This is a genomic window from Paraburkholderia sp. RL17-337-BIB-A, from assembly GCF_046025895.1.
Taxonomy (GTDB): domain Bacteria; phylum Pseudomonadota; class Gammaproteobacteria; order Burkholderiales; family Burkholderiaceae; genus Paraburkholderia; species Paraburkholderia fungorum_C.
The window spans coordinates 2,140,581-2,154,846 of sequence record NZ_JARESY010000001.1 but is presented as its reverse complement, the minus strand read 5'-3'; the positions used below and the strand labels follow the sequence as shown (position 1 = coordinate 2,154,846).

The 14,266-nt window shown below is 59.4% G+C and carries 14 protein-coding genes and 1 pseudogene; 6 read left to right on the top strand and 9 right to left on the bottom strand.

Annotated features, from left to right (window positions below):
- The first annotated feature begins 9 nt into the window (after positions 1 to 9).
- The 4 genes from P0D84_RS09720 (at position 10) to P0D84_RS09705 (ending at position 5,685) form a co-directional block, all read left to right on the top strand.
- The gene (locus P0D84_RS09720; protein WP_408335423.1) at positions 10 to 2,994 is read left to right on the top strand and encodes an FkbM family methyltransferase; all 2,985 of its coding nucleotides are present in this window, start codon (positions 10 to 12) and stop codon (positions 2,992 to 2,994) included.
- A gap of 149 nt (positions 2,995 to 3,143) precedes the next feature.
- Positions 3,144 to 3,926 carry a thioesterase II family protein gene (locus tag P0D84_RS09715; RefSeq protein WP_408335420.1) on the top strand — a complete coding sequence of 261 codons (783 nt, stop codon included), beginning with the start codon at positions 3,144 to 3,146 and terminating at the stop codon, positions 3,924 to 3,926.
- The gene (locus P0D84_RS09710; RefSeq protein ID WP_408335417.1) at positions 3,923 to 4,732 is read left to right on the top strand and encodes a methyltransferase domain-containing protein; all 810 of its coding nucleotides are present in this window, start codon (positions 3,923 to 3,925) and stop codon (positions 4,730 to 4,732) included. Before P0D84_RS09715 ends, P0D84_RS09710 begins: the two co-directional genes overlap by 4 nt.
- 125 nt (positions 4,733 to 4,857) lie before the next feature.
- Entirely contained in the window at positions 4,858 to 5,685 is an 828-nt protein-coding gene (locus P0D84_RS09705) for a 4'-phosphopantetheinyl transferase family protein (protein WP_408335414.1), read from the top strand.
- Here the strand turns inward: P0D84_RS09705 and P0D84_RS09700 are convergent.
- From P0D84_RS09700 to P0D84_RS09680, 5 genes and pseudogenes are all read right to left on the bottom strand, one after another.
- A pseudogene (locus P0D84_RS09700) lies at positions 5,655 to 5,825 on the bottom strand (4-hydroxyphenylacetate 3-monooxygenase reductase subunit); the annotation flags it as partial. The gene P0D84_RS09705 and the pseudogene P0D84_RS09700 overlap by 31 nt on opposite strands.
- Positions 5,826 to 6,569 carry an SDR family NAD(P)-dependent oxidoreductase gene (locus tag P0D84_RS09695; RefSeq protein WP_408335411.1) on the bottom strand — a complete coding sequence of 248 codons (744 nt, stop codon included), beginning with the start codon at positions 6,567 to 6,569 and terminating at the stop codon, positions 5,826 to 5,828.
- A gap of 68 nt (positions 6,570 to 6,637) precedes the next feature.
- Positions 6,638 to 7,765, bottom strand: a complete 1,128-nt coding sequence (locus P0D84_RS09690; protein ID WP_408335408.1) for an amidase — start codon at positions 7,763 to 7,765, stop codon at positions 6,638 to 6,640.
- Complete coding sequence (locus tag P0D84_RS09685; RefSeq protein ID WP_408335405.1) at positions 7,762 to 8,277, bottom strand: nuclear transport factor 2 family protein; 516 nt, start codon at positions 8,275 to 8,277, stop codon at positions 7,762 to 7,764. The genes P0D84_RS09690 and P0D84_RS09685 overlap by 4 nt, the downstream gene beginning before the upstream one ends.
- Positions 8,278 to 8,297: 20 nt before the next feature.
- Positions 8,298 to 8,675, bottom strand: a complete 378-nt coding sequence (locus P0D84_RS09680; protein WP_408335402.1) for a hypothetical protein — start codon at positions 8,673 to 8,675, stop codon at positions 8,298 to 8,300.
- 6 nt (positions 8,676 to 8,681) lie between these two features.
- Here P0D84_RS09680 and P0D84_RS49045 point away from each other — a divergent pair, with 6 nt between their 5' ends.
- Positions 8,682 to 9,026, top strand: coding sequence for an ATP-binding protein (locus P0D84_RS49045; RefSeq protein WP_459252199.1), 345 nt, complete (start codon positions 8,682 to 8,684; stop codon positions 9,024 to 9,026).
- Positions 9,027 to 9,073: 47 nt separating this feature from the next.
- On the opposite strand, the gene P0D84_RS09665 is transcribed toward P0D84_RS49045, so the two are convergent.
- From P0D84_RS09665 to P0D84_RS09655, 3 genes are read right to left on the bottom strand one after another with little or no spacing between them, the layout of a single operon-like run.
- Entirely contained in the window at positions 9,074 to 10,390 is a 1,317-nt protein-coding gene (locus tag P0D84_RS09665; RefSeq protein ID WP_408335399.1) for an MFS transporter, read from the bottom strand.
- A gap of 60 nt (positions 10,391 to 10,450) precedes the next feature.
- Positions 10,451 to 10,951: an aromatic-ring-hydroxylating dioxygenase subunit beta gene (locus tag P0D84_RS09660; protein ID WP_408335396.1), complete on the bottom strand. Its 501-nt coding sequence runs from the start codon at positions 10,949 to 10,951 to the stop codon at positions 10,451 to 10,453.
- On the bottom strand, positions 10,948 to 12,231 hold the full coding sequence (locus P0D84_RS09655) for an aromatic ring-hydroxylating oxygenase subunit alpha (protein ID WP_408335393.1): 1,284 nt from the start codon (positions 12,229 to 12,231) through the stop codon (positions 10,948 to 10,950). Before P0D84_RS09655 ends, P0D84_RS09660 begins: the two co-directional genes overlap by 4 nt.
- Before the next feature lie 104 nt (positions 12,232 to 12,335).
- Between P0D84_RS09655 and P0D84_RS09650 the strand changes: the two genes are divergently transcribed.
- On the top strand, positions 12,336 to 13,256 hold the full coding sequence (locus P0D84_RS09650) for a LysR family transcriptional regulator (protein ID WP_408335391.1): 921 nt from the start codon (positions 12,336 to 12,338) through the stop codon (positions 13,254 to 13,256).
- A 20-nt stretch (positions 13,257 to 13,276) separates the two neighbouring features.
- On the opposite strand, the gene P0D84_RS09645 is transcribed toward P0D84_RS09650, so the two are convergent.
- Positions 13,277 to 14,164: a LysR family transcriptional regulator gene (locus tag P0D84_RS09645; protein ID WP_408335389.1), complete on the bottom strand. Its 888-nt coding sequence runs from the start codon at positions 14,162 to 14,164 to the stop codon at positions 13,277 to 13,279.
- Between the last annotated feature and the right edge of the window lie 102 nt (positions 14,165 to 14,266).

Sequence of the window (14,266 nt, the reverse complement as noted above, 5' to 3'; positions counted from 1 at the left end):
TGTCTGGAGGTGGTCGATAAATTGCAACTGCTGGGCGTCGACGAACTTGCCTGTCTGATCGATTTTGGGGTAGACAGCGATGTCGTGCTCGGCAGCCTGAAACATCTCGATGATCTGCGTAGGGTTGTGAGCGAGCGATCCGGTGCGAAAAGCGACGGGCTTTCAATCGCGGCGCAAATCCGCAGGCACAATGTCACGCATCTTCAGTGCACGCCTTCCCTTGCGCGCATGATGGTTGCCGATCCGGAGACGCGCGAGACATTGAAGACGCTCCAGTTTCTTCTGGTTGGCGGAGAAGCATTACCGTTCGACTTGGCGCGCTCGTTGCGTGACGCAGTCGGAGGTCTGGTTTTCAATATGTACGGCCCGACCGAAACGACGATCTGGTCGTCCGTCTGGAATCTATTGAATCTTGAAGATCGGGTAAGCGTCGGCACGCCAATCGCTAATACTCAGTTTTATGTCTTGAGCGAACACGGTCAGTTGGCACCAACCGGTGTGTCCGGTGAATTGCATATCGGGGGAAAGGGTATTGCGCGGGGCTATTGGAAGCGATCGGAGCTGACCAGTGAGCGCTTTATCGCCGACCCGTTTCGCAATGCCACCAATGCGCGCCTTTATCGCACCGGCGATCTGGCAAGGCGGCTGGCCTCCGGCGACATCGAAATTCTCGGTCGCATCGATTCTCAAACCAAGATTCGCGGTTTCCGCATCGAACTCGAGGAGATCGAGACGATATTAAACGAAGCGGCAGAAGTGGCCGAAAGCGTTGCCGTCGTGCGGGAAGACGAGGCGGGTGATCGGCGTCTGGCCGCGTATATACGGCTGGTTGAGCCGATTGCGGTGCCGACGCTACAGATCAACGAGGCCGTCAAGGCCACTTCAGACCCTGCGCGATTGATCGAACTGCCGAATGGACTGGAAGTGTTTCATCACGATGCGCACCAGACTCATGGGATCGCAGATGAGGTGTTCACCAATCACGACTATTTGCAGCATGGGATTACCTATTACGAGGGCGATTGCATCTTCGACGTGGGCATGAATATTGGCCTGTTCGCGCTTTTCGCGCATCAACAGTGCCAAAAGCCGGTGGTATACGGATTCGAACCGATTCCGCCTACTTTCGACATTGCGCGGCGCAACTTCGAGCTTTACTCCCTCGATGTCCGTTTGTTCAATTGTGCGCTATCGGACGAGGAGGGTACGGCGCAGTTTACCTTCTATCCGGAGATGTCGGGTTTGTCGAGTCAGTTCGGCGATCCGAAGGCGGACATCGATGAAGCCAAGTCGATGTTTTTCCATTTGCTCGATCACAACGAACATGACGAACGACGTCGGAAAGCTGCTGTACCCGACCTGAGGGACCTGGATGCGCTGATGCAGGCCCGTTACAGTGCCACCCATTTCGATTGCGCCCTGAGAACACTCTCCTCAGTCATCGACGCAAACGGCATCGACCGTATCGATCTTCTTAAGATCGATGTGGAAAAGGCAGAAGGCCATGTGTTGCGAGGCATCCGGCAGGAGCATTGGGCGCGAATCAGGCAGATGGTGGTGGAAGTGCATAGCGGTGCATTGCTGCAAGAGGTGACGGGTCTTTTGTCTACGCACCATTTCGAGTTTTTCATTCGTGATCTTTTCCGTATTCCTCCCGCTGATGGCCGTGCCTCAGTCGATATCTTTCTTATCTATGCATTCAATCCGGCAATGGACCCACGTTGTGCCACGCAGAGCATGGGCGCGGATAGGCTGACCATGCAACTGCGGCAGCGTTTGAAGGAAAAATTGCCCTCCTATATGGTGCCGGGAGAAATTCATCTAGTACCGGAAATACCTCGTACGCCGAACGGTAAAGTCGATCGCGCGGTGCTCGCCCTGGATAGGAAATGTGGACGCAGCACACGTGCGGCGCGGGTCGAACCCCGCACAGAGACTGAGCGAAAGATGGCGTCCATGTGGGCCCGACTGCTGAATGTTTCTGGCGTGGGCATTTACGACAACTTCTTTGAGTTGGGTGGACACTCGTTGTTGGCAACCCAGTTGCTTTTCATGATCCGTGACGAGCTCGGCGTGAACGTATCGCTGCAGACGTTGATGCAGCAAGATACGATTGCCGCGTTGGCGGAGTCCGTTGACAAATTGTCGTTGAATACCTGTGATGTACATATTTTGGCATCGCTCGACAAGGTTGCTGGCGAACCGTTCTTCCCGTTGACGTCTTTCGGCGGCAAAAACCTTTTTCTGGTTCCCGGCACGACGGGCAATCCGCTGGCTTATCGGCCGCTTGCCAAATATCTGGAGGGAAAGATACGACTCTTTGGTTGCATTACCCATCATGTGCTCGATTTCGATCACGGCTCGATCGAGGCGATGGCGTCTGAATTGACAGGGTCGGTGTCCCGTCTGCATCCCGTAGGACCCGTCCATCTTGCGGGACATTCGTTCGGGGCTGTCGTCGTATTTGAAATGGCAAGGCAATTGGGTGCGCAGGGGCGGACCGTCGGCAGTTTGACGTTGATAGATCTTCCTGCGCCGGGTTCAGCCGACTTTCGATTCAAGGCTCGGGACGATATCGACTGGCTAGTGGACATTGGAACCATGGCCGGCACTCTTTCTGGCAAGAATATTCTGCTTGAGCGGCAGGCGCTGGAGAAGCTCGAGCAGCGAGAGCAACTTCAGTTGGTATTGCGTCAGTTCCAGCAGGAAAAAATTGTTTCGGAGAGTGCGAGTCTGGACTTGATCGAGACGTTGTGGAAAACACATCGCCGCAGCCTCGATATTTTGCTCGCTTACCAGGCGGTCTATTGCGATGTCGATCTTGTTGTTATCCATGGTAATTCGAGTTCATCTGGAGCGGACGGTGCGTTGGGATGGTCAGGACTGACCGGAGGCAAAGTCCGTGCAGTCAAGGTGGCGGGGGATCATGTTTCAATGATTGCCGAACCGCATGTCAGGGAACTTGCAGCAGAGCTCATAAAAATTCTGAGGTGATCGCAACCGATTGGAATTACTGCAGAGAACGTAACCCGATTTCGTAAAGTAAGTATTCCAGTTTGATTTTAAGGGGGTAGGAATGCTCGGAAAAGAAGGAACACAAGGTGGATGACCCGTCGCGACGCCCATGTAACGCAAGGGAGGTTATGAAGAATCCGTGGTTCCGTGGTTGGAATGCGGTCTCGGGCGGCTCCCGTTTGCGACTGTTCTGTTTTCACCATGCAGGCGGTACCGCATCCTTTTTTCGGGAATGGCCGAGCTTGCTAGGTAACGATGTCGAGGTGGTTGCCGTCCAGTTGCCAGGAAGGGAAAACCGCCGAGGCGAAACAATGTGCACGTGTATGGATGCCTTGATAGGTGATCTGCAACAGGCCATGGTCGGGGAGCTGGATAAGCCGTTCGCTTTCTTCGGTCACAGTTTAGGCGCGTTGGTGGCGTTCGAGCTGGCGCGCTGTCTTGAGCTTTCGAGGCAACAAACTCCGTCGCACCTATACGTCTCCGGGCGGATTGCGCCGCAATGCTCCGATTCCTTGCCACCGATTGGACGGTACACAGACGACGAACTGCTCAGGGAGCTGCAGCTGCGTTACGGGGGAATTCCGCCCCAGGTGATAAAGGAGGAAGGCCTATTGCAATTTTTTTTGCCGGTTTTGCGTGCAGACTTGCAATTGCTGCAAAGCCACACATACATCGCTGAGCCGCGGTTGAAATGTCCAATCACGGCATTCACCGGGATTAGCGATCCGAATGTGCACATCGACAATCTCGAAAGATGGGCAGACCAGACGGTGTCGATATTTCGGAGCGAGCGATTCCCCGGCGGCCACTTCTATATCAAAGACGTAGGCGAGCAAGTGGCTGCAAGGATCCTCGAAAATGTCCGGACTGACGAACAGGTCGCCCGTCAATTATCTGTTGCCCGACAATGAAAAGCCAAACGATTGCATCTCAATTCGGCGACGTCGATGCGGAGCCGAACTCAAAGGAATATATCGACTATCTCGATGCCCGCGCGAATCTCCCCGGAGAGCCGGAGATAAGAATGCGTGCCATGGAAATGCTCGATATACGCCAGGGTCATCATGTACTCGACACTGGTTGTGGATCCGGTAACGCAATTCTGGCGCTTGCAGCGAGTACCGGTCCGAGCGGTAAGATCGTCGGGCTTGACTCTAGCGCCGTCATGATCGACGAAGCGCGCAAACGCATTCCAGCAAGTGCTTTGCCGGTAGAGTTTGTCGAGGGCAATGTGCTCGATCTGCCGTTCCTTGATGCAAGTTTCGATCGGGTGCGCGCAGACCGGCTGCTGTTGCACGTAGACGATCCAGTCAAAGGCCTGAGCGAAATGGTCCGGGTGCTGAAACCGGGCGGCCGTATTGTGGTTTGTGAGCCCGCTTCCAGTACCAGTTTTCTTGATAGCTATTATCCGGAAACCGCACGAAAGATTCTTGAGTGGGTCGGCTCGCTTGTCTGCCACCGGGACGTAGGGGGAAAGTTGCCTCGAATGTTTTACGAGGCAGCGTTGCGCGGGGTGCGGTGCATGCCACAGGCGATCCGCATCGAATGGAGCTTTGTTGAGGCCACATTCAGCACACTGCAACACAACGCCAACGTGGCAACATTGTTCACTTCGGGCGAACTGGATACCTTCCTGGACGATATGAAGGAGGCGCAGGCGCGCGGGTACTTCAACTTTAGCCTGAATATCTTCGTGACTTCTGCCTCGAAACCGTAAGTGAAAACGCGCCCCTTACCGAAGCATGGAGCACACCGGCTCAGCAATATCGTCACACTGCATCTGTGGGGGATCATAGCCAAATCACGGTCTCGCATTGGGGCGCGCGGCCGCATCCAGACGTCGTGCTGACGCTTGCTTGCGGTCAAACCGACATATGGTCTTGCTTCTATCACCAAATTTGCGATGAAGCATTGCTCAATCGATACCGGGCAATGTTGTCCGAGGGTGAGCGGCAACGGGAATTGCGCTTTCGTTTGCCTGAGCATCGACGGTGTTATCTGGTGACCCGTGCGCTGCTCAGAACCGTGCTGTCGCGCTACGCTAAACTCGATCCCGCAGCGTGGTCGTTCGCTGTCAACGCCTATGGCAAACCGGAAATAGCCAACCCTTACCTGGCAAACCAGCGCATCAGCTTCAATTTATCGCATACAGACGGACTGATCGTCCTGGGCATAGCGGCCGGGCGACCAATAGGCGTCGACGCGGAAAACATGCGCTCCCGTCCAGCACCGCTCTGTATCGCGCCCACCTTCTTTGCGCCTGAAGAGAGGGTGGCACTGCGTTCGCTCGCCCTCGACGAACAACAGGAGCGCTTTTTTAGCTATTGGACACTGAAAGAGGCGTATATCAAGGCTCGTGGTATAGGATTGTCAATCCCGCTCGACAAAATCAACATCCGTTTTTACTCCAGTCGGAGCATTGACGTTTCGTTCCATCCGTCTCTGAACGATGTGCCATCCAATTGGCGCTTCCGGTTATTCAGACCATCTCTCGATCACCTCGCGGCATTGTGTACCGAAGGTGACGAATTGATCGGTTGGGGGACGGAAATCGCGATCCGGAAACTGCTTCCGTTACGCGAGGAGGAGATAGTAACTTGCCCAGTGTTGTGGGAATCCGGATGCACTCCGGCTGCGCATCAATGCGATGCCAACCGCTTGATACGATGAAAATTCCGATCAAAATAGATCCGTCCATCCCCGTCGTTGCGCACGCTGATACGAGTGGTTTTATCAAACATCACCGAATGAGACCCCACCTCCTTCAAATCGACAATCTCACCCTGCAATCTCACGAGCGCATCGTGCACTTAACGCATGAACAGACCGCCGTTCACATCCCAGCACGCGCCGTTCGCGAAGTAAGCGTTCTGCGCAGCGAGCATGACGGCGACATCGGCGACATAATCCGCTGAGCCCAGACGTCCTGCGGGAATGTTGGCGATCACCGCTTTCAGCTTGTCGGGTGCGACGCTCTCGTGCACGATCGGCAGATCCATCGGTCCGGGTGAAATCGCATTGACGGTCACGCCCGCTGCGCCGAGGTCGCGGGCGAACACCTTGGTCAACGTGATCACACCGCCTTTGGCCGCTGCATAATGCGCGCCGGTGGCCGATCCGCCGTTCTGTCCCGCCAGCGAGGCGATGTTGACGATGCGGCCCGCGCCGGCATCGGCGAAATGCTGGCCGAACACCTGGCAGCCGAACAGCACGCTGCGCAGGTTCACGTTGATCACCTGATCGAATTGTTCGGCGCTGATCTCCATCACGGGTACGACTTTGGATGCCCCCGCGTTGTTGATCAATGCGTCGATACGGCCCCAGCGTTGCAGGATCGCATCGCGTGCGGATTCGAACGAGGTCTTCGAGGTGACGTCCAGATTCAGTGCGAAGGCGCTCGCGCCATCGGCGCTCAGCTCGCGGGCGAGAGCCTGTGCCGCATCGAACGCAATGTCGCCGATCGCCACGGCGTAACCCGTTGCGTGAAAGCGTCTAGCAATCGCGGCGCCGAGACCGCGCGCGGCACCGGTGACCAGTACGACTCTATTCTGCATTGCTGCTATTCCGTGAGAAAGCTACTGCTTTTATAGCGGCGTTGTGCATTGCCTGTTTGCGCCCGGCATCAGGCAGCGAGCGCCGCTTCGAAGCGCGCCGCAATCGCGCAGACCTGTTCATCCGCACCTTTGCGTCCGACAATCTGCAAGCTGGCCTTGAGCGGCGAGCCGGCGATAGGCAAGGGCAAGCTCAGTGCCGGATGTCCGCTCAGATTGAACGGCCGGATCAACGACGACATGGCGATAACCGAGGTGCCGCCGCGCGCCTCGTCGAGCGTGATAGGCAGCGCGGGTAACGTGGGAAGAATCAATACGTCGACGCTTGCCAGCGCATGGTCGACGGCTGCGGTGAATTGCCGGCGGACTGACTCCGCCGCCTCGAGTTGCGCCGCGGTCGTTTTCGCGGCGGCACGCAACCGTGCATCGAGGTCGGCTCCGAGCTTGCCGGTTTCCACAAGGTGACCGAATGCACGCGACGTTTCGGCGTTGATGACTGAGAGGCCCGCTTCGAAGGCGGCGGTAAGGCCTGCGAGTTCTACCGTGCGAGCGGAGCAGTCCGCCTGATTCGCTGCACGCGTCACGGCTTTAAGGATGTCAGACGTTGCGTCGACCTGCACGATACCGACATTCCACGCGCCTGCCTGTGACGCGTGGGCGGCATGCGCGTCGAAGTCGGTAGTGATCGCCTGCATCGCGGCTACGATCATCTGCATCTCGCGTGCGAACGGCCCGACGCAATCGAGCGTCGATTCGCGCGGTGCAACGCCGCGCCTGGAGACGCGCCCGAAAGTCGGCTTCAAACCGATCACGCCGCAACATGCAGCGGGGCCGCGAATCGAACCGCCAGTATCTGTGCCGAGCGCGGCGTCGGCGAGCTTCAAACCAACCGCCGCCGCCGAACCGCTCGACGAGCCGCCGGGAATGCGCAAGGCGTCCTGGGGATTTTGCGGCGTGCCGGTGTAGTCGTTGATACCGGTCATGCCGAACGCCAGTTCGTGCATGTTCGACTTGCCGACGATGTGCCAACCGCCATCGAGCAATCGCTCCACGACTTCCGCGTGCCGGGAAGCAGGGGCTGTATCCGCCAACGCGCGACTCGCGGCGGTGGTCGCGTAGCCGGCGATATCGATGGTGTCCTTGATCGCGATGGTCGGACCCGTGCCGCCCAGCGACAGGGTTTGGATAAACTCGTTCATGGGTTTGGTTTCCTTGTGTTGACGTGCCAGGGCGCATCGAAGAGACGCTCGGTGCGAAAGTACGTGATGAGCCAGTCGTGACCATTATCGGCAGGCGCGAAATCCACTTCGAGGCGCGCCGAGATCAACTCCGCTTGCGCGTCGACATAGCCGGACGCTTGCAGCATGATCCAACGACCTTTCGCGGTTGCGCCATCCACCGCGATGCTTTCCGACGTGAGGAAGTGCACGTTGACCGAGAAATGCGGCGACGGCGGCAAGTAACGCGTGAGCATCGCGAGAATTTCCGCGTGGCCGGTGAGGCGGCCGAACTTGCCGGCGTACTGCGGGCCAATGCCCTCCCAGATCGCGCCGGCAGCGAAGAGGCCCGCTAGCGCCTCGCCTTCGAGCGCACCCAAGGGCACGTCACAGAGCGCCATATAGCGCGCCATCGTGCGGCGCACCGCGGATTCGGCTTCGAGCGCGGCGAGCCGTTCGGTCAACATGGCCAGCGTCTTCGTGGTCTCGTTCATGGCGTCATGTTCCGGCATGCTCAGGCCGCATTGGCATGTTGCGGCGGCACTTGCAGCGCACGGCCGACACGCGCTTCGATCTTGCCGTAGCGCCACAGGTTGTACTCGCCGACCGGGGTGGTGCGATACAGATTGCACACGGCCACGGCGGTATCGAAGTCGCGCACGTCGGCCATGATGTAGAAAGTCCACGGCGAGTTGTCGGCATTGCCGACGGTGAGCCGGTCGTCGTCCATGATGCCGAGCACGTCGACACCGTCCATCGATTCGACCGCGGCCAGCATCTTGCCGTAGGCCTGCCAGACTTCGCCGATCTTCTCGCGCGGCAAGTCGAAGAAATTCTGCGTCACGCCGCAGCAGAACAGAACGCGTAGCGGCAGCTTCTGGTTATCGGACATTGTTGGGTGCTCCATGAAATCAATGCGATCGAGGCGCTGACGGATTGCGCGAATACTGCAGCACGGCGCGGTGAATTGCGCCTTGTCACGAGTCTGCGGGGCAAGCATGCGCGCGTGCAGGTCATCGATAACGGCTCGGGTGTGCCCGCCGAAGCGCATGGGCGGTTGTTCGACGGATTTTCGTCGTCGAAGGCGGGCGGCAATGGGCATCGGTTTGTCGCTGTGCAAAAACATCGTCACACGGCACGGTGGCGAGATCTGGGCCAAATCGGCACCGCAGGGCGGGCTTCAATGCAGTTTTACGCTGCCAATCGTGGCCGTTCCCGCCCGTTGAGCGCAGCAGATGTGTGACGGGCGCAACGGAAGCACCCGGCGCATGGGCCGGGTCGGGCTGACGCTCAATCATGCGTGGTGTTGACGTTCTTCGGAATGGTCACGAGCGTAATCGCGGTGATGAGTCCAAAGCCGATCAGCATCAATGCGACCGGCCACGCCGCATGCACCTTCGAATACAACGCGATGGCCACCACCGGCGCGAGTCCGCCGGAAAACACCGAAGCGATTTCGTGGCCTAGCGCCATGCCGGAATAGCGGACTTCGGTGGGAAAGAGTTCGCCCATCAGCGCGGGCTGGGTGCCGATCATCGCACCGTGGCAGAACGGCAAGCCGAGTGCGAGCGACAGGAACACGAGCAGCGGTTCATGCGTGTCGATCAGCCAGAACGCTGGAAACGCGATCACGACGAGGCCAAGCGCGCCGATCATATACACCGGCCGGCGTCCGATCACGTCCGATAGCCGGCCCCACAGCACGATCGTGACGAGTTCGAGCAGCATCGCGAGCATCACGCCGCCGAGCATCACCGGGACCGGCACGCCGACTGTTTTTCCGTACACCAGCACGAATGACAGGAAGATATAGGTGCCGCCGTTTTCGGCGACGCGCAGCCCCATGGCCTGCAACACCTGCTTCGGATGGTTGCGCAGCACGGTCAGCACCGGCATGTGCTTCGGTTTGGCAGCGGCGAAGTCGCGGCTCTCAGGCAGGCTCCGACGAATATAGACACCGACGCCGAAGATCAACACGCTCGCGAGAAACGGCACGCGCCAGCCCCACGACATAAATCTCTCGAGCGGCAGCCGCTGCACCAGGTAGAACGCGGCGGCCGACAACACGAAGCCGCCCGCCACGCCCAACTGACTGAACGACGCGTAGTAGCCACGGCGATTCGCGGGCGCGCTCTCGCTAATGAGCAGCACACCGCCGCCCCATTCGCCGCCTGACGCGATGCCTTGCACGATCCGCAAACAGACGAGCGCGATGGGCGCGAGGAAGCCGATCTGCGAGAACGTCGGCAGCAGGCCAATGCCGAAGGTCGCCACGCCCATCATCATCAGCGTGACGACGAGCGCGCGTTTGCGGCCATGCCGGTCGCCGATGTGGCCGAACACGATACCGCCCAACGGCCGCGCCAGAAAGCCGATCGCGAAGCCGGCGAAAGCGGCCAGCGTGCCCATCAGCGGGTCGCCGTGCAGCGGAAAGAACAGCGGGCCGAAGATTAGCGCCGCGGCGGTGCCGTACAGAAAGAAGTCGTACCACTCGAGCGCGTTGCCGAGCACGGAGGCGACGATGATCCGGCGCAGCCTGCGTGAGGTCGCCGGCGCGGCAGGGGCGGCAGGCGATCCAGCTGTGGGAGATAGCGTGTCGTTTGGCATCGTCGGGTTCGCTGATTCGCTTGTAAGGAGGGAGGGGACGCTAGCTCGAATCGTGACCAGTCACAACAGGAAGCCGATGGCGCTGAGCGCCTCGGTCGAATCGATCAGGCGAATCACCTTCTGCGCGATGCGCGGCTCGCCACTCGCGAAACTGATGCGATGCGTGAGGTCCGCCGCAAACAAGGTCAACTTGCCGCGCTTGTACGCAACGATGACTTGCGCCGAGTTCACTTCGACCTCGTCGCTCGAATCGCTTGTCAGCGTAAAGCGTGAGACCGTGCGCACGGTGCGGGCCGCGTCGCTCGCCGAGGCCGAATAGCCGGACGTCATGCGCTGCACGCGTTTTTCTCGCATGTCCTGATCGTCGTAGGCGTAGTTCAGCGAGGCGGCGAAATCCGTGGCGTCGGGCTCGATCGGCACCACGTAGAAGCCCGCCGGGTCCCACAGCGAAAGCCACTCGCGATAGTCTTTGCGATCCAGCAGTTCGGCTTCGCGCCAGATCAGTTCGATCGCATCGGCAAAGGTCTTCTGCGAGAACAGCGTGTTCCTGTCGTCCATCATGCTTGCTCCATCATCGTGCGCCATTGCGCGTACGCTTCGCGCATCCCGGTTTCGTCGGTGGCGTGGGCGGTCTTTTCGCCGTTCGGCGCCGTGCTCTCGCGATTCAGGCCACGATTCACGAGAATCGGCAGGTCAGGGCCGGCATGCGAGCCGCGCTGCACACGCTCCCATGCTTCGGCGTCGTCGGGGCTGCCGAAACCGAACGGCCCCTGGAAGTGTTCATGAATGCGCAGACGCACGCGGTTCGCTTCTTCCGGGCCGCCGTCCATCGCGAGGGCGACGTGGCGAATTTCGGTCTCGTTTGCGGAGATGGGCCGCAGCACGCGGAAAAACGCCATCGACAGCGCGAGGTTTGGAAACAGATTCAGGTTGAAGCCGACCCCCATCAGCGAACGCACGATGCGGCGCACTTCATCAGGCGCGTGTTTTTTCGCGAGCGTGGCGGCAAGTTCTTCGAAACGCTCGGGGATCGGTGCGCCGTCGTCGCGGTCGAGATCGACGAGTTCCGGCACCAGCACGGCGAGGCTATGGCCGTTGCCGAGCGAGCGGCAGAAGGCTTTATCGCTCGTCATGAAGCTCGTGATCGCGGCAGCGGTTTCGTCGTCGATCGATTTCATCCACGACTTGTGGACGACCGGGAAGTGATACAGATCGGTGGTGTTTTCAAGCTGGATCTTCCAGTTGCCGTTAAAGCGGAAGCGATGTTCGCCGTTGGCTTTGATCGGATAGCCCGCGCCTTGCTTCATGAACAGATCGATCCACGGCTTGGCGCCGCCGAGAAAATCTTCGAGCGGCTCGATCTCCTGATTGAAGCTCGCGAAGATCAGGCCTTGATAGATGCCAACCCGCAAACTGGCGAGCGGCAACTCGGTCTTGTCGATTACGCCTTCATAACCGTCGCCATAGGGCAGTGCGCGCAATGCGCCGTCGAGGCCATAGGTCCAGCTGTGATAGGGACACGTGAAGCCTTTCGCATTGCCCTTGTGCTGCTCGCACACCGTGGCACCGCGATGGCGGCAGCGATTTTGCAGCACGTTCACGGCGCCGCTTTTGTCGCGCACCACGATTACCGGCTGGCGGCCAATCGTGGTGGTGCGGAAGTCGCCGGGGTTCGGCAATTCGCTTTCGTGCGCGACCCAGATCCATGTCTTGTAGAAAATGCGCTCGAGTTCGGTTTCGAAAACCGCCGGGTCGTAGTACAGCGACGGGGCGACGCGGTCGGACTGCGCGCGCTGATACAAGGCGCTTGTGTCGACGGTCTGATATGAGGATTCGCTCATCGTTTCGTAGGTGGGGTGATCGATGAAGCAAAGTCTCGCTGAGGGACTGATATGCGTCAAATTGATCTAAAATAAAATATAAAATCAATCTCATGGATATCTCGATGAATTCACTGGACCACGTCGACCTCAATCTGCTGCGCGTTTTCCAGGCAATCGTCGAGGAGCGCAGCCTCACACGGGCCGGGCAGCGGCTCGCGCTATCGCAGCCGGCGATCAGTTATTCGCTGGGGCGTTTGCGAACCCTGTTCGACGATCCGTTATTCATTCGCACGCGCGCCGGCATGCAGCCCACGCCGATCGCACTCGAACTGTCAGGCATCGTTGCGCGGGCGCTGGATACGGTGCGTGAGGCACTGCGCTACGCGGAGCACTTCGACCCGGCGGTGAGCACGCGCACGTTTCGGTTATCGCTGTCCGATGCGGGCGAGTTGGCCTATTTGCCGCCGATTTGCGAGGCGTTGCACCGGCAGGCGCCGCGGGTGAAATTGCGTATCGAGCCTTTGCCGGTGGAAGAAATCGAAGATGCGTTGCGCGCGAGCCGGCTGGATTTTGCAATCGGCAATCTGCCTACGCTGACTGCGCGCACGCGTCATCAACCGTTGTTCGAGGAAACCTACGTTTGCATGACGCGCAAACGGCGCGGCTTGCCACGCACGAAAGAGTTGAGCATGAAGGCCTTTCTGGATGCGTCGCATGTGCAGGTCACGTCCGTCGAGCACAGCCACTATGCGCTCGACGATGCATTTCGCGCGCAAGGTGTGGGCCGGCATATCGCGCTGGAATTGCCGCATTTCGTGGCCTTGCCGAGCGTGCTGGCCGTGACCGACCTGTTCGCGACGCTGCCACGGCGTCTCGCACAGATTTTCAATCGGGACGGCGGGTTTCAGCTTTACGAGTTGCCTGTCACGTTGCCCATGGCGGCGGTCACGATGCATTGGCACGAGCATTTCGATCAGGATGAGGGCAACGTGTGGTTGCGCAATCTGATGGCCGATATCGTGCGGCGGTTTGACGAGCGTTGAGAGGGGCGCGGTGGGCGGCATCAAACCCGCTTGAACAACTCCCGCGCCAACGAACACAGCAACGTCGTCGCGGGCGACTCGTCCTGCAAGCGTCGGCTCATGATGATCGGCGACGCGATCTTGGCCGCCGGAACTGGCCGGTACACCACGCCATGAGCGCGCAAACCCTCTACGCTTTCCGGCACGAGACATACGCCCACTTGCGCCGCCACCAGACCCAGCGCGGTTTGCAATTCCCTCACTTCATGAATCGCCTTCGGTTCCAGCGCGTGGTCGTGCATCGCCGAGAGTTGCTGGTCCGCATAACTCGGCCGCGGCGTGCTCGGATAGACGATCAGCGTTTCCTGCGCGAGCGCGGCGAGCGTCAGCGGTTTCTTTTGCCTTGCGAGCGGATGGTCTTGCGGCAGTGCCGCAATCATCCGTTCTTCGACGAGTACTTCGCGCGCCAGTTGTGCATCGTCGAAACGCAAGCGGCCGAAGCCGACGTCGATACGGCCGCCTTTGAGGGCCGCGAGTTGCTCGATCGTAAACATTTCGATCAGCGATAGCTCGATATTGGGTGCGGCCTCGCGAAAGGCGCGGATCACCGCCGGCAGCGCGCGGTAAAGCGTGGACGGCACGAAGCCGATCACGATGCGCTCGGCCAGTTGCGCGAGACGTCGTGTGAGCGGGGCGAGTTCGTCGGCGTCGTCGACCAGGCGCCTCGCCTGCGCGTAGAAAATCCGGCCGGCTTCCGTCAGCCGCAGAGGCCGCGCGCCGCGTTCGAACAGCGGCAAGCCGACGCTTTCTTCGATCTGCTGGATCTGGCGGCTGAGCGGCGGCTGCGTCATATGCAGGCGATGGGCGGCCCGCGTGATGTTCATTTCTTCCGCGACCGCGATGAAATAGCGGAGTTGGCGAAGTTCCATGCATACCCCTAAGGTATGGAAGTAGTCGGAATCGGTGTTGGACTGCTTCGCGGGTTGTTTCTACTATGGAACCCTCGATCAAGCAGTTCAGGAGGGCAACGA

Bases quoted from the DNA above. Each gene is read 5' to 3' on its own strand.
- P0D84_RS09660 (WP_408335396.1), bottom strand. From the start codon at position 10,951: ATGATGGACGACAGGAACACGCTGTTCTCGCAGAAGACCTTTGCCGAT.
- P0D84_RS09665 (WP_408335399.1), bottom strand. From the start codon at position 10,390: ATGCCAAACGACACGCTATCTCCCACAGCTGGATCGCCTGCCGCCCCT.
- P0D84_RS09715 (WP_408335420.1), top strand. From the start codon at position 3,144: ATGAAGAATCCGTGGTTCCGTGGTTGGAATGCGGTCTCGGGCGGCTCC.
- P0D84_RS09695 (WP_408335411.1), bottom strand. From the start codon at position 6,569: ATGCAGAATAGAGTCGTACTGGTCACCGGTGCCGCGCGCGGTCTCGGC.
- P0D84_RS09690 (WP_408335408.1), bottom strand. From the start codon at position 7,765: ATGAACGAGTTTATCCAAACCCTGTCGCTGGGCGGCACGGGTCCGACC.
- P0D84_RS09680 (WP_408335402.1), bottom strand. From the start codon at position 8,675: ATGTCCGATAACCAGAAGCTGCCGCTACGCGTTCTGTTCTGCTGCGGC.
- P0D84_RS09685 (WP_408335405.1), bottom strand. From the start codon at position 8,277: ATGAACGAGACCACGAAGACGCTGGCCATGTTGACCGAACGGCTCGCC.
- P0D84_RS09710 (WP_408335417.1), top strand. From the start codon at position 3,923: ATGAAAAGCCAAACGATTGCATCTCAATTCGGCGACGTCGATGCGGAG.
- P0D84_RS09655 (WP_408335393.1), bottom strand. From the start codon at position 12,231: ATGAGCGAATCCTCATATCAGACCGTCGACACAAGCGCCTTGTATCAG.
- P0D84_RS09650 (WP_408335391.1), top strand. From the start codon at position 12,336: ATGAATTCACTGGACCACGTCGACCTCAATCTGCTGCGCGTTTTCCAG.
- P0D84_RS09645 (WP_408335389.1), bottom strand. From the start codon at position 14,164: ATGGAACTTCGCCAACTCCGCTATTTCATCGCGGTCGCGGAAGAAATG.